9 protein-coding genes and 4 pseudogenes are annotated in these 12,959 nt (G+C 61.8%); 11 read left to right on the top strand and 2 right to left on the bottom strand.

The features are described from left to right. Together BQ7477_RS04710 and BQ7477_RS12040 are read left to right on the top strand one after the other, a co-directional pair. Window positions 1-242, top strand: a pseudogene (locus tag BQ7477_RS04710) (ISL3 family transposase); the annotation flags it as partial. Window positions 243-522: 280 nt separating this feature from the next. Then, entirely contained in the window at window positions 523-1,845 is a 1,323-nt protein-coding gene (locus BQ7477_RS12040) for a proline-rich domain-containing protein (protein WP_073982985.1), read from the top strand. Between the two features lie 71 nt (window positions 1,846-1,916). On the opposite strand, the gene BQ7477_RS04700 is transcribed toward BQ7477_RS12040, so the two are convergent. Beyond that, window positions 1,917-2,609 (bottom strand): MgtC/SapB family protein, encoded by a 693-nt coding sequence (locus tag BQ7477_RS04700; RefSeq protein WP_073982984.1) that lies wholly within the window; start codon window positions 2,607-2,609, stop codon window positions 1,917-1,919. A 347-nt stretch (window positions 2,610-2,956) separates the two neighbouring features. Here BQ7477_RS04700 and BQ7477_RS04695 point away from each other — a divergent pair, with 347 nt between their 5' ends. Both BQ7477_RS04695 and BQ7477_RS04690 read left to right on the top strand, forming a co-directional pair. After that, window positions 2,957-4,462, top strand: coding sequence for an amino acid permease (locus BQ7477_RS04695; RefSeq protein WP_073982983.1), 1,506 nt, complete (start codon window positions 2,957-2,959; stop codon window positions 4,460-4,462). Window positions 4,463-4,621: 159 nt separating this feature from the next. Further along, a complete protein-coding gene (locus BQ7477_RS04690) occupies window positions 4,622-5,272 on the top strand; it encodes a DUF4232 domain-containing protein (protein ID WP_073982982.1) in 651 nt (216 codons plus the stop codon). A gap of 104 nt (window positions 5,273-5,376) precedes the next feature. On the opposite strand, the gene BQ7477_RS04685 is transcribed toward BQ7477_RS04690, so the two are convergent. Continuing rightward, window positions 5,377-6,981 (bottom strand): cation:proton antiporter, encoded by a 1,605-nt coding sequence (locus BQ7477_RS04685; protein ID WP_073982981.1) that lies wholly within the window; start codon window positions 6,979-6,981, stop codon window positions 5,377-5,379. Window positions 6,982-7,265: 284 nt separating this feature from the next. On the opposite strand from BQ7477_RS04685, the gene BQ7477_RS04680 reads away from it, so the two are divergent. The 7 genes and pseudogenes from BQ7477_RS04680 to BQ7477_RS11435 form a co-directional block, all read left to right on the top strand. Then, entirely contained in the window at window positions 7,266-7,616 is a 351-nt protein-coding gene (locus BQ7477_RS04680) for a hypothetical protein (protein ID WP_073982980.1), read from the top strand. Window positions 7,617-7,772: 156 nt separating this feature from the next. Continuing rightward, window positions 7,773-8,087 carry an SAV_915 family protein gene (locus BQ7477_RS04675; RefSeq protein ID WP_084795656.1) on the top strand — a complete coding sequence of 105 codons (315 nt, stop codon included), beginning with the start codon at window positions 7,773-7,775 and terminating at the stop codon, window positions 8,085-8,087. Between the two features lie 77 nt (window positions 8,088-8,164). After that, on the top strand, window positions 8,165-8,386 hold the full coding sequence (locus BQ7477_RS04670; RefSeq protein ID WP_073982979.1) for a hypothetical protein: 222 nt from the start codon (window positions 8,165-8,167) through the stop codon (window positions 8,384-8,386). Continuing rightward, the gene (locus BQ7477_RS04665; protein ID WP_073982978.1) at window positions 8,380-9,585 is read left to right on the top strand and encodes a hypothetical protein; all 1,206 of its coding nucleotides are present in this window, start codon (window positions 8,380-8,382) and stop codon (window positions 9,583-9,585) included. Before BQ7477_RS04670 ends, BQ7477_RS04665 begins: the two co-directional genes overlap by 7 nt. Before the next feature lie 332 nt (window positions 9,586-9,917). Next, a pseudogene (locus tag BQ7477_RS04655) lies at window positions 9,918-10,796 on the top strand (ISL3 family transposase); the annotation flags it as partial. A 94-nt stretch (window positions 10,797-10,890) separates the two neighbouring features. After that, a pseudogene (locus BQ7477_RS04650) lies at window positions 10,891-12,221 on the top strand (ISL3 family transposase). Then, window positions 12,215-12,604: pseudogene (locus tag BQ7477_RS11435) on the top strand (transposase); the annotation flags it as partial. The pseudogenes BQ7477_RS04650 and BQ7477_RS11435, both read left to right, overlap by 7 nt. Window positions 12,605-12,959: the final 355 nt, after the last annotated feature.

Genomic DNA, 12,959 nt, shown 5'->3' with positions numbered 1-12,959 from the left:
ATGTGAGCGTGCGCCGCTACCGGTGCGAGACGTGTGCTCACGTGTGGCGCCAAGACATGAGCCAAGCGGCCGATCCGCGCGCCAAGCTCTCACGGGCGGCGGTGCGCTGGGCGCTCACTGGGCTGGTCGTCCACCATTTGACGGTGGCGCGCATCGCCCAGGCCCTAGGCGTGTCCTGGAATACCGCCAACACCGCTGTCCTGGCCGAAGGCCAGCGTCTACTGATCAACGACCCGACCCGGTGTGAGNTAAATCGTCATATCCGGAGCAGAAAAGGTAGCATTAGACATGTCGGGGCCTCCCAGCGTTTGAAGTGTTGCAACCTCAATCATCGGGCAGGCCCCGACCCCATGCCAACACCACCCCCCACACCCCAAAATGCGAAGAGCCCCTAAACCCGGAACTTAAGCACCACGTTCGTGACCGATAGTCCGCGAATGTCTTGACGCGGCGACGCCACTGCGCGATAGTATGGGCTGTTCGCCATCAGGAAGTGCACTTTCGGGTGCGAGAGGAATACAGATGAGCACCATCGATCCGTCGCAGCTTACCGCTGCTGACATGAGCAATCCGGCGCTGACTGCGCAGGACCTCGCGGACATCACAGCCGCGCGTCCTGACCTGCGCCCCTACGTCGCAACCCACCCGTCGCTGTACCCGGCGCTGGGGGAGTGGCTGGCCCAGCACGGGGTCGTCCCCGCCCAGGCGCCCGCCGCTGAAGCCACGGTTGCCGCGCAACAGCCCGCAGCCGGGGAATCTTCCGAGGCTGCGGCACCGGTCGAGCAACCCACGAACGACACGGTCGCCACTTCGAATGAGGAAGTCGAACGCTCGATTAACGAGGACACTAGCGACAAGGGCACCGCAGGACTCGCTGAGCAACACGCTGCCACCGAGACGGCCCCGCAGGGCCAGCCCCAGTACGGCGCCCCGCAGGGCCAGCCCCAGTACGGCGCCCCGCAGGGCCAGCCCCAGTACGGCGCCCCGCAAGGTCAGCCCCAGTACGGCGCCCCGCAGGGCCAGCAGTACGGTCAGCCCGGACAGAGTGCTGGCCAGCAGTTCAACGCCGCTACTCAGCAGCTCGGCGCTGCCGCCAATTCGGCGTTCAATCAATTCCAGAGAGCAGTCGCCAACGAAAGCGGTAAGGTGAGCGGACGTTCCGTTCGCGCGACCTACTCGCTCATCGGTATCGCGGCGTCGGCGGTGCTGATCTTCTTCTCGATGCTCCTGCCTTACCTCAGTAGCTCCTATGGCAGCGTGTCGATGTTCGGCTGGATGGGCGGCTATTCGGCATTCCACCTCATCATGCTGATGGCTGTCGTCGGCCTGGGGGTCGCTTACTGGTTCACGAACCAGAAGTGGGCGTACCTCTCGGCGGGCATCGGCGCGCTTGTGATGGCGTTGCTTGGTGTTGTCCAGTTCATTCGCGCGGCTACTGATCACTACCTTAACGCGGGCTTCGGCGCCTACATGCTGGCGTTGTTCTCCATCGCGCTCGGCGTTGCGGGCGGCTTCCTGCTCATGGAACTGAAGTCCGGCGCGGTCGCGCCGATCAACAATCCGAATGCCTTTGGCGGCGCGTTCGCCGGCGTTCAGATGGGCCAGCAGCAGGGTCAGTACGGTCAGCCCCAGCAGGGTCAGTACGGTCAGCCCCAGCAGGGTCAGTACGGTCAGCCCCAGCAGGGCCAGTACGGTCAGCCCCAGCAGGGCCAGTACGGTCAGCCCCAGCAGGGCCAGTACGGTCAGCCCCAGCAGGGCCAGTACGGTCAGCCCCAGCAGGGCCAGTACGGCCAGCCCCAGCAGGGCGGTCAACCCTTGAACAACCCTTTCGGTCCTCAAGCGTGATGCGCTGAGAGCCTGAGGGCATGAAGGAGGGGTTCGCGGATGAAACCGCGAGTCCCTCCTTCTCTTGTGTTTTACTCGTCGTCGTCGTCTGTGGCGTCGACGCCGGCAACACCATCAAGGTCCGCGAGAGTAGTGACAAGCATTGAGCGCGAAAGGTCCTGCCGCGTCGATGCAGTGAACCTGGCTGTGGAGGAGTGACGAGCGGAATCGGTGCGTGTAGAGACGCCGGATACCGACCATCCGAGAGCGCTCACCTGCGTGAGGAGCGTGGATAAAACCCCATGTCCCGGCGTGTAATGGACGCTGAGCGTGACCTTGTGGCCGTGGGTGCGCATGAGAATGAACTGAACAAGCGGGGTCAGTAAAGCGATGACGATGAAGTGCAAGGCGGTGCCTGCAATGGCGAGCAACCACAGGCCCGCACCGCACGCCATGCCGATTGCAGCGGTTTCCCAGATCGTTGCGGCCGTCGTCAGGCCGCGAATGGCGCCGTGGCGGGTCAGGATGATGCCGGCTCCGAGGAAGCCGATGCCGGAGACGATCTGGGAGGCGACGCGGGACGGATCGTAGCGGGTGATGCCGTCGACGAGGATGTCTGAGAAGCCGTACTTGGAGATCAGCATCATGAGGCACGCGGTCATGCCGACAATGGCCTGGGTGCGGATGCCCGCGCTCTTGCCACGAATCTGACGCTCGAGGCCGATGGCAGCCGACAGAACGAGAGCGAGCAGCATCCAGCCGATGCTGACGAGTGAGTGCGTCATAAGTGTCCTCCTTCGTTGTCGCGGTGAGGGTTACAGTGTAGCGACCGTGCGCGGTGCGGGCGCAGACCATGTGCGAGGCCGTGAAGTGTTCCGCTCATCTCGCCCGGATGCGGGTGCGCCGGATAAGGAACATTAGGGAGCGAAGAAACGACAAGCGATACCGGCGCTTCAACGTCGTACGTTTCGCAAAAAGTGTTGAGATTCCGCGGTGATGTAGCGCCCGTCTGCAGCTGACATGCGGGACCCATCCACGGCCTCGTAAAGATCAAGGAAAGAACGTTCCAACCATGACATAAGATTTTGGGACTACTATTGGGGGGAACAATCGACAGATGAGGAACCGCTTCATGGACACCCCCACTCCCGATGACATTGCTAACGACGTCCGTCAGCGCTCCAACACACAGCTCAAGCGAGGCTTGGCGTCGCGCCACATGCAGATGATTGCCATCGGTGGTGCGATCGGCACTGGCCTGTTCTTGGCTTCCGGTGCGACGGTCGCGAACGCCGGCCCGGGCGGCGCCCTCCTCGCTTACGCGGCGATCGGCCTCATGGTGCTGCTCCTCATGCAGTCCCTGGGCGAGATGAGCGCCCACCAGCCGGTCGCTGGCTCCTTCCAGACTTTTGCCACGAAGTTCATCTCCCCGTCGTTCGGATTCGCCATGGGGTGGAACTACTGGTTTAACTGGGCGGTGACGGTGGCCGCGGACCTGGTGGCGTCCGGTCTGGTGATGGCTTACTGGTTCCCGTCCGTGCCCTCGTGGATTTGGGCCGTCGTGTTCCTGGTGATTGTCGTCGGCCTCAACGCCCTGTCGGCGCGTGTCTACGGTGAGGCCGAGTTCTGGTTGGCCGCCATAAAGGTCGTCATCGTCGTCGTCTTTGTGGTCTCCGGGATCTTCATGATCGCGGGCGTCATGGGGACGAACTCCCCGGGCCTGTCGAATTGGACAACCGGCGATGCTCCCTTCCATAACGGTTTTGTCGGGGTGATCGCTGTCTTCATGATCGCGGGCTTCTCATTCCAGGGGACCGAGCTGGTCGGCGTGGCCGCTGGCGAGTCGGAGAATCCGCGCCGGGACGTGCCGCGCTCGATCCGCACGGTGTTTTGGCGCATCATGTTCTTCTACATTGGCGCGATCGCGGTGATCGGAACGCTTCTGCCCTACACGGATCCGAGCCTGCTCAGCGCCGCCGACGACAGCGCGAACAACGTGGCGCAGTCTCCCTTCACTCTCGTGTTCGCGCGTATGGGGATCGGCGCGGCGGCGGCCGTCATGAACGCCGTCATCCTCACGTCGATCCTGTCGGCGGGGAACTCGGGCCTGTATGCGGCCTCGCGAATGTTGCACTCGATGGCACTCAAGGGACAGGCGCCCGCCATCTTCGCGCGTGTCACGAAGGGCGGAGTGCCCGGTTATGCGATGGCGGTGACGACGGTGACGGCGGCGTTGGGCTTCCTCACGCAGCTGGTTTTTAACGATGCCTATATTTGGTTGGTCAATATTGTTGGCATTTCGGGCATCATCATGTGGCTTGGGATCGCGGTCAGTCATCTTCGATTCCGTCGCGCGTACTGGCTTCAGGGTTACCGCTTAGAAGATTTGCCGTACCGGTCACCGTTCTACCCGGTGGGTCCGATCATCGCGTTCATCATGTGCCTGGTGGTCATGGCGGGGCAGAACTACGAGGCGGTAATTCACGGCCAGGTCTGGGAGGTCGCGTCCTCTTACATTGGGTTGCCTCTCTTCGGCCTCGTGTGGTGGGGATACCACCTGGTGCGCAAGGACCGCCTGGTGTCTTTCGAGGAGATGGACGTCGCGCCCGTCAAGATTGAGCCGGTTTCCGGCAGCTGAGTGGTCGCGGGAGGGTGTCGTTCCTCGCCTGCGCCAGCGGATCGGGAATCGACGAGGCCGGGGTGGCCTGCCGCTCGCGTGGCGGGCGCCGCTTGTCACCAGTTCGTAACGACCGGCGTGGCGAAGAGCGCCCCCGCGTCGCTTTCATAGGATGGTCGCATGATGAACACGCGACGCTTCCTTGCCGTGACCGCACTGTCCGCCCTCGTCCTGGGCGTCGGCGCCTGCTCCCCGAAGGGCGGGCAGCCTGAGTCGGGGGCGACGTCCTCGCCTGCGACGCCGGGTGCTTCGGCTTCCTCTAGCGCGGTGCCTACGCAGAGCGGGGAGGCCGGGCAGAGCGGTGAGGCGGCCCAGAGTACGTCCACTGATAGGGGGAATCAGGCGCCCGACGTGGACGTGAGCGATAACGAGGCGCGCTGTGATTTGACGAACCTGCAGCCCGTCGTCTCTAGCAATCAGCAGATCGGTACGACCACGTACGTGGAGCTGACGTTCACGAACGAGGGGACTCCGTGCTGGATTAGTGGCTTCCCGCAGGTGTCCTTCGCTTCTGGTGGTGCCACGGTGTCGGAGGCAGTGCGTGACGGTGAGGATCCCGGCAATGTGTACACGATCCCTCAGGGTGGGCAAGTCGGAGTGACGCTCACAGCGGAGTCTGTGGATGGCGTCGACGGTTGTACAGCCGAAAATACCGACCGAGTTGACATCGCGGACGCGAATGGCGGCGGGTCGACCAGTCTCCTCCTCTCCTTGGGAGTGTGTCAGAACATCGCGTCCGTCGCGGTTGGCCCCTACGAGCCGCGTTCCTGACGGGATCGAGAACAACATCCATGACGCGGTGAGTGCCCGGACGGATGAACCGTCCGGGCACTCACTCTTTCTATGACTTGCCCGTGGTGCCCGCGTTGGCGGGACTACTCGACTTCGAGGGGCCCCTCGATGTGGCGGGTTTCTATGTCGAGGCTATCGCGAATGTACTCGAAGCTGGAGTCGTCAATGTTGCCGGCGCGGCGCTGCTCGAAAGCTGCGTTGCGCAGGAAGGACAAGCAGGCGAGGCGTAGGCGCAGCTCGTCGGGAGCGTAGGCTCTGTATTCCTTGAAATCACCGCTCATCATCAGGTTGTGCATGCGCTGGAGGTAGTCTGCGCGCACGCGCTCGATCGTGTCTGCGTCTGTGACGTCCACGCTGCTGGCGAGTGAGTCGATCTCTTCGATAAGGTCGCGCACAGTGGCGCCCACAACCTGTGTTTCCCCGGCCTCGGCCCGCGCATTCATCTCGAGGAAGGGCGTGGGAGCCTGGGCGGCCCAGCGCACCACGACAGGCAGTGCGATGCCCTGGATGATGAGGGAGAGCAACGTGACTCCTGCGACGACGAGGATGATGATGTCGCGCTCCTCGTAAACGCTGTCGCCGAAAGCCAGAGGGATAGACACCGCCATTGCCAGGGAGATGGCGCCGCGGAAGCCCGCGACCGTCGTGACGAGGCGGCTACGGAAGTCCGTACGTCGCTCGCGCTGCTGCGGGCGACGATCGAGTGCACGGATCGCGAAAATGATCGAGTGGTGCCCGACGAAGCGGGCAAGGACCATCGCGACATAGATCGCGGGGATGAGGATGAGAGCGCGGGTGAGCGTTGCCTGCGGCATGGAGGAGATGATGCCCGGCAACGAGACGCCCACCATGAGGAAGAGGATGGTGTTGAGCAGGAAGGTCGTGACGGTCCAGAAGGGGCGGCCGAAGGCCCGCAGGCGCACCGTGTCGGTGCCGAGGCCTCGCCACGAGGCGAAGACGCCAGCGGTGACGACGGCGAGGACACCTGAGCCGTGGAGTTCCTCGGCGGCGAAGTATGCGACGAAAGGCGAGATGATCGTGCACAGGACGGCCAGGAGGGGATCGTTGTCGATGCGGATGATGCGGGGCAGGAGCGTCGTGAAGGTCAGGCCCCAGAGCAGGCCCGTCCCCGCGCCCGCTCCGATGGACAGCACGAACTGGGTGATCACGTTCGATGTCGTGACGCTCTGGCCGTTGTCCGCGATGCTGAGGGCGATCGCGAAGATCGCCAGGGCGGTTCCGTCGTTGAGGAGGGATTCGGATTGGAGGATCGTGCGGCCTGCGGGAGCGATGCCCTTGCCGAGAGACGCGACCGCCGTCGCGTCGGTGGGCCCCAGGCAGGCTCCGATAAGGAGTGCAGCACCGAGGGAAAGCCCGAGGGCGACGCCGACGCCCGCGATAATGCCCGCGGTGATAATGACGAGGACGGTTGCGGACAGGATGATGCCGCGCAGTGCCCGCTTCATGCGCACGAGCGAGACCGACAGGGATTCCCAGTACAGGAGGAATGGGAGGAAGATCGTCAGGACGATCGTGGGGGAGAGCGAAGCCTCGGAAACGCCCGGGATGAACGAGGCCCCCGCGCCCGCTGCGATGAGGAGTACCGGGCCGATCAGGTTGAATCTGTTGGTCAGGAGGATGCAGCACACAGCGGCGATTCCGAGGACGATGATTGCTTCGACGGTCATGGTTCCCCTTTCGGATGGGATTCTCCTCTAACGGTACGGAGGTACTGCGCGCGTGTCTGTACAGGTGGGGTTGCTTGCGGCACATGCGGGAATAGGTGGGTCGGCTGATAACAGCGACGCGAATAGGCGATTGGGTACTTTGGGCCAGCTGGAAGGGGCCATGCGCGCACGGCGCTATACTGAGGAGCGCTCATTCGTGCGTGAGGGCGCTCCCTTGTTCAAGGGAACGCGCGTGAGCCTCGCGCAGTGGGCGACACGTCAACCACGTTCATAAGGAGACACTCATGGGTTGGAGTTCAACACGACAAGCATTCCAGTATGCTGTCCCATACGAGCAGCTGTTCCAGGCGGCGATGGCAGCCGTTCCGATGGTCAAGAAGGCGACCCTGACGGGCGCCGACATGAACTCCCGTTTCGTCACTTTCGAGACGCCCCTCACCTTCACCTCATACGGTGAGCGCATCGTTGTCGGCTTCGTCCCGAGCGAACAGGGCGTCGTCGTCGAGGTCACCTGCACGACGAAGGGCATGCCGAACCTCATGCAGAACGGTCGCAACCGCAAGATCATCGCCCAGTTCGTTGACTCCCTGTCGAACCTCGTCCAGAGCAGGGGGGTCGAGATAACCGTCAGCTAACGCCTGGTTTCGCGCATACTGGTCCCCGGCCTCGTGAATGGACGAGGTCGGGGACCTTGTTTGCAGGAACGGAAAACAATCCGAGTCTCTTGCAGAAAGTATGACCAGCTGTTAAGTTAGGTGAGCTATGTCTCTCTCGTGAAGGAGTGCTGAAGAATGAGCGATGCTGATCGCTATCGTGGTCCTGGGGGAATGATCATCCCTCCCTACGTCTATCTGCCCATTCAGACGCGTGACACGAGCGCAGGGACCATGATCCAGTTCTACCGCCTGTCCGACGGTCGTACTGCTCTGCTGGTTTATACCGCACTGGACCGCTTGTACGATCGGCTGGGTGAGGAACAGGCGTGGGCTGTGTATCCCGTTGAGCGCCTGTCCGACTTTGAGTCCGCTATGCCGTACGACGTTATCTATTTCGATGCTGCCGTTGATGATTCAAATGTCATGGCGGGCGTGGACGGTGCATTGTGACGCGGGGTAATTTTCGTGTTGATGAACAAGCTTTGCGTGAGATCATCCGACGCTATTCACAGGTCGAAGGAGAATTCGTGGGACTCACTGAGATTGATGTGTCTTCTATCGATGCGGGGGACGCAACCGAAAAAATTAGTGAACTGGCGCTCACAATGACGTGCGGACGTGATTCCATTATATGGATCAGTCAACAAGCTGCGGACATCACTAGCGACTTCATGGACGAGGCCAACGGGAATGATATGAATTGTGCATCTCGTTTCCGTGCATTGCAGAAGAGGTTTGCGACATGGTGAATCAAGAGACTGAGAGTCCCACCTATATTGATACCAAATTGGTGGAAGACCGAGCATCGGTGGATTCGTGCGCGGATGCCTTGGAGAAACTCGCTTCGGCGATGTATGCCGCTTATGATTGGGACGACTATGCGTATCAGGCGAGTGTTGGCGCATGGGAAGGGGAAACGGGCCAGGCCTACAACGACTTTGGGTATCGTTTCCGCGATCTGGCTTTCGAGTTTCAGCGGTTTTGTCGTAAAAGTGCCGAGGGCGTGCGCAGTTATGCGAATCAGCTTCGCTGGAGTGAGCAGGAGATGAGCCGTATTCGCGGCGAGGCTCGACGAGCGGGTCTCACCGTCGTAGATTGGTATATCATTCACCCTGACTTTCAGATCGCGCAGCCGGGCTTGCCTCCGACGGTGGAACGTACCCAGTGCGTGGGCTCCGCGCAAGACCAGAATAGTGATCTTGCGCGGCAGAAACAGTTAAGCGACCACTATGCGTCATGCAGTGCTGATGCGAACAAAGCGCGTAGTAAAATCGCCAAAGCGGTCGTTGACTATATTGATCCGTGGTGTTCAGACGCAGAGTCCTCCAATTACCTCGATAGATTCTGTGAATTGATGATTAATGCTGCCGAACAAGTCAGTACCGACTATACGATGGACACGCTGATTCAGTATGCCGATTATAAGATTGATGGTCCGGTTGCAAGCAAACGCGCAAAAGCCCTCGAAGCGGTCCGCGAGAAAGTGAGGGAGCGCTCCGGAAATCCTGCAGTGAGAGCAGGAGCGCAAGAGGCGTCCGAGGAGGCGGTTGAAAAGGCCGCGTCCAAGAGCAAAATCGGGCAGGAAGCAGAAGCGGCGAGTGGTGTCGCCAAAGTCGCAAAGAGGGGAGTGCGCCTGCTCGGAAAAGGGATCGGTGCGCTGTGGAGTTTTGGAGAAGCGTACACCAGCGACACCCCGGTCAAGACCGCAGCAGAGGGACTTATCGCCTCAGCGGTCGCTGCTTCGTTCGCCGCTCCCCTGGTTGTCTCCGTATCTGGGATCGCGGCTGCTGCCGCACCGGTCGTCGCGGGGTCGCTGGTTGCGTGGGGAGTGTCTGCTACCTACGAAGAACTCGTGCCGCTCGACGTGCAACAGCGAATTGAGGAAGGCGCTAAGGATATGTTATCGACCCATTGGTCCGACGGTTGGAAGAAGTGGACGGGCGGCTGATCGGACGCATGCTATCGGGGCGTGAAGGCCTCGCGGCGTCGCGGCCTTCGTTGTATTTGGCCACTTGGCGTGGCTTGCATGGCGATCGTGGTCCGTGATGTCTTCACTGTGATTGTTGAGTGATCCGCATTGCCCTTGCCCCATGGAGACGCATCGTCATGGCTGATACCGTCACCCTGTTGGGCAAGAGGGACGTGCGCTGCACGGTTTTACGGCTCTTCATAATTGAGGGTGTAGGGGTGTTGGGTGGGGTTGGGCGTGTCGTGGCCGGGTAGGGGTCGAGGTCTTCCGATGATGGGGGTTCCGACACCGTCCATCCGAAAGACCTCGACATGCCCAATACTATCTTTGATCGCCCCGACCTGAGCGCGTTCACGCGCCTGGATGACCTGGGCCTGGAAGTGACGGGCCAGCGCATTTGGCCAGACCATGCAGTGTTGGCGTGCCGTATTACTGGTGAGGACCGGTGGTGTCGACGTTGCGGGTGCCAGGGCGAGGCGCGTGACACGGTGGTCAGGCGCTTGGCGCATNACATGAGCCAAGCGGCCGATCCGCGCGCGAAGCTCTCACGGGCGGCGGTGCGCTGGGCGCTCACTGGGCTGGTCGTCCACCATTTGACGGTGGCGCGCGTTGCCCAGGCCTTGGGCGTGTCCTGGAATACCGCTAACACTGCTGTCCTGGCCGAAGGAGAGCGCTCTCTGATCAACGACCCGACCCGGTTCGAAGGCGTGCGCGTCATTGGCGTGGATGAACACGTGTGGCGCCACACCCCATACGGCGACAAATACGTCACCGTCATCTTGGACTTGACGCCCGTCCATGATCGCAGCGGTCCCTCCCGGCTGTTGGATATGGTCCCGGGCCGCTCCAAGCAGGTCTTCAAAACCTGGCTGGCCTCCCAGCCTGCCACGTGGCGCGAGCGCATTGAGATTGTCGCGATGGATGGATTCACCGGGTTCAAAAGCGCCGCCGCCGAAGAACTCCCAGACGCAACCGCGGTCATGGACCCCTTCCACGTCGTGCACCTGGCCGGAGATGCTCTCGATGAATGCCGCAGACGCATCCAGCAAGAACTTCACCATCGGCGCGGGCGCGCCACAGATCCCCTGTACAAGGCCCGCCGTATGCTCCACACCAGATCCTGCCTACTCACCCTAGGCCAGCAGTACCAGATACTCGACCTGTTTTCCGGCTCTTCCGAGTTGAGTGTGGGTGACCGGGTGTTGGTCGGGGGTTGCGGGTAGAGGTCGAGGTCCTTGATGATGAGCGGACTTCAACCCCCGCGATCTTCAAAGGACCTCGACAATGTCTCACCCTACCTGCTGCTGCTCCGTGTCGCTTGATCGTTGTGATCGGTGTGATCTGCTCGTCGGTTTGGAGGGCTTCCATCTGATGAGCGTGACTCGCACCCCAGGGGCCCTGGTGCTCGATGTTGAGTCGTGCAACCAGCTGGCGGGCTGCCCGGGTTGTGGGGTGATTGCTCAAGGCCACGGGCGCATGGTCATGGAGGTCATCGACGCGCCCTGGGCCGGGGTCCCGGCGCGTATCCGGTGGCATAAACGACGCTGGATATGCCGCGAACACGCCTGCCAGACGGTGACATTCCTGGAACACGACGAGCGGGTGTGCGCACCCCGGGCGCGTCTGGGCGCCCGGGCGATCCGCTGGGCGATCCGACAGTTGCGTTTCGAGGGAGCCACCATCGCTGGCCTGGCTCGACAACTGGCAACCACATGGAACACCGTGTGGTCCCACATCAAGCCGTGCCTGCAAGCCGCATCTGATGACCCCGCCCGGTTCGCAGGCGTGCAGGTATTGGGGGTTGATGAGCACGTATGGCATCACCAGGACCGACGCCGACGAGGGCCCCGTGAGCTCACCGGCATCGTAGACCTGACACGCGGGGAGGATCACCCCACGGCCCGCCTGCTAGACCTGGTCCCAGGAAGGTCTGGCACCGCGCATGAGAACTGGCTCGAAGAGCGCGGCGAAGACTTCCGCTCCGGTATCCAGATCGCGACGCTGGATCCCTTCCAGGGATACAAGAACGCCATCGACGATCAACTCCAAGACGCCACCAGCGTCCTCGACGCCTTCCATATCGTCAAGCTCGCTGGCGACGCTCCAGGTGAGGTGCGTCGCCGCGTCCAGCAAGACACGACCGGTCACCGCGGGCGCAAAGGTGACCCCCTCTATCAGATCCGCAATCTTTTGCGCGCCTCACACACGCAGGCTCACCCCACGTCAAAAGGAACGCCTCCGTGAGGCCTTCACGGCAGATGAGGCGCATATCAGTGTCGAAGTCGCCTACCTGCTCACCCAGCAAGTCCGAGACGTCTTCCATCAAGACACACCCGCCCAAGGCCAACGCCTGGCCGCTCGTCTCATCGAGAGCCTACCAGCCTGTTCCATCCCCGAGATCGCTCGCCTAGGGGCGGACCCTACGCAAGTGGAAGGACGCACTCGACGCCTACTTCGACACCGGCGGAGCCAGCAACGGGCCAACAGAAGCCATCAACGGAATCATCGAGCTGGGCAGACGCACCGCCAGAGGCTACCGCAACCCCACCAACTACAGACTCCGAATGCTCCTCATCGCAGGAGGCCTAGACGCCTCCACCCACACTCAACTATGAAGAGCCTGTTTTCCGGCGACGAGCACGTCGCCCTCGAGGTCACCTGGAGCGTCTACCAGAACATTATCGACGCCTACCGGGCGCCCGACACGAGTGCAGGTAAGGCCCTGATGCAAGCCGAAATAGACCGTCTCAGCGACGCGGACGTGCCACGCTCCCTCACAGAGATCATCACACTGGGCAGGACACTCAAACGTCGAGCCGGGGACATCCTGGCCTACTTCGACCACCCCCACACCAGCAATGGCCCCACCGAAGCCATCAACGGCCGCCTCGAACACTTACGCGGCTCTGCCCTCGGATTCCGAAACCTCACCCACTACATCACCCGCTGCCTCCTCGAAACCGGAGGATTCAGACCCCAACTACACCCTCAATTATGAAGAGCCGGTTTTACTGGAGACTATGCGACCTGGCATCGAGGATCGTGTACGCACTGCGTTCTCGGTTCAGGTGGGGCGGGCGTTGCGCACCCGATCGTGTTCGTGCACCTGCGTCCCATGCCCTCCCAAGTCAAGGGCTTGCTCGCATACTGTCAGCGGCATCCCGAGGCGTGTGGCCGAATGCGCTCTTCATCCGTGGTCGATGATGTTCCTACGGCTTCGCTGGTCTCTTGCCCGCAGGAAGGACACCGAGTTCACTAACCCAGCCCCGGCCTCGTCCATTCACGAGATCAGGAAACTGTATGTGATGCGCATCTCGTAAGTGGGTGCTTCATGATGCTTTGATGGTTATTCG

It is taken from the genome of Actinomyces bouchesdurhonensis (assembly GCF_900128465.1).
Taxonomy (GTDB): domain Bacteria; phylum Actinomycetota; class Actinomycetes; order Actinomycetales; family Actinomycetaceae; genus Pauljensenia; species Pauljensenia bouchesdurhonensis.
The sequence above is the reverse complement of the archived record's forward strand: the minus strand, read 5'-3'. Positions and strand labels throughout refer to the sequence as shown.

What these genes read in the sequence shown, in the direction of transcription:
- BQ7477_RS04695 (WP_073982983.1), top strand. Translation starts at nt 2,957, where the DNA reads ATGGACACCCCCACTCCCGATGACATTGCTAACGACGTCCGTCAGCGC.
- BQ7477_RS12040 (WP_073982985.1), top strand. Translation starts at nt 523, where the DNA reads ATGAGCACCATCGATCCGTCGCAGCTTACCGCTGCTGACATGAGCAAT.
- BQ7477_RS04680 (WP_073982980.1), top strand. Translation starts at nt 7,266, where the DNA reads ATGGGTTGGAGTTCAACACGACAAGCATTCCAGTATGCTGTCCCATAC.
- BQ7477_RS04685 (WP_073982981.1), bottom strand. Translation starts at nt 6,981, where the DNA reads ATGACCGTCGAAGCAATCATCGTCCTCGGAATCGCCGCTGTGTGCTGC.
- BQ7477_RS04700 (WP_073982984.1), bottom strand. Translation starts at nt 2,609, where the DNA reads ATGACGCACTCACTCGTCAGCATCGGCTGGATGCTGCTCGCTCTCGTT.
- BQ7477_RS04690 (WP_073982982.1), top strand. Translation starts at nt 4,622, where the DNA reads ATGATGAACACGCGACGCTTCCTTGCCGTGACCGCACTGTCCGCCCTC.
- BQ7477_RS04665 (WP_073982978.1), top strand. Translation starts at nt 8,380, where the DNA reads ATGGTGAATCAAGAGACTGAGAGTCCCACCTATATTGATACCAAATTG.
- BQ7477_RS04675 (WP_084795656.1), top strand. Translation starts at nt 7,773, where the DNA reads ATGAGCGATGCTGATCGCTATCGTGGTCCTGGGGGAATGATCATCCCT.